Here is a 627-nt window from a genome sequence, read left to right on the forward strand (position 1 = left end):
CGATTACTCGATGATGGATGCGACGACGCCGGCGCCGACGGTGCGGCCACCTTCGCGGATCGCGAAGCGCAGGCCATCTTCCATGGCGATCGGCACGATCAGCTCAACGTCAACAGAGACGTTGTCGCCCGGCATCACCATTTCCGTGCCTTCCGGCAGGGACACCACACCAGTCACGTCCGTCGTGCGGAAGTAGAACTGCGGGCGGTAGTTGGTGAAGAACGGCGTGTGACGGCCACCCTCTTCCTTCGTCAGGATGTAGGCTTCAGCCTTGAACTTCGTGTGCGGGGTCACAGAACCCGGCTTACACAGAACCTGGCCACGCTCAACATCCTCACGGGCAACGCCGCGGATCAGAGCGCCGATGTTGTCACCAGCTTCACCGCTGTCCAGCAGCTTGCGGAACATTTCAACGCCGGTCACGGTCGTCTTGGTGGTGTCTTTGATGCCGACGATCTCGACTTCTTCACCAACCTTGACAATACCGCGCTCAACACGGCCGGTCACAACAGTACCGCGGCCGGAGATCGAGAACACGTCTTCGATCGGCATCAGGAACGGCTGATCCTTCGGACGCTCAGGCGTCGGGATGTAGTCGTCAACAGCTTCCATCAGCTCACGGATCGC

1 protein-coding gene is annotated in these 627 nt (G+C 60.3%); it reads right to left on the reverse strand.

The genetic code is table 11. The features are described 5' to 3' along the window. Window positions 1-3 precede the first annotated feature (3 nt). Window positions 4-627: EF-Tu C-terminal domain-related protein (locus tag E1180_RS00105; RefSeq protein WP_244313908.1), on the reverse strand; the 624-nt coding region annotated here is incomplete at its 5' end.

The sequence above is a fragment of the Roseibium denhamense genome (genome assembly GCF_009711415.1).
GTDB classification, from domain to species: domain Bacteria; phylum Pseudomonadota; class Alphaproteobacteria; order Rhizobiales; family Stappiaceae; genus Roseibium; species Roseibium denhamense.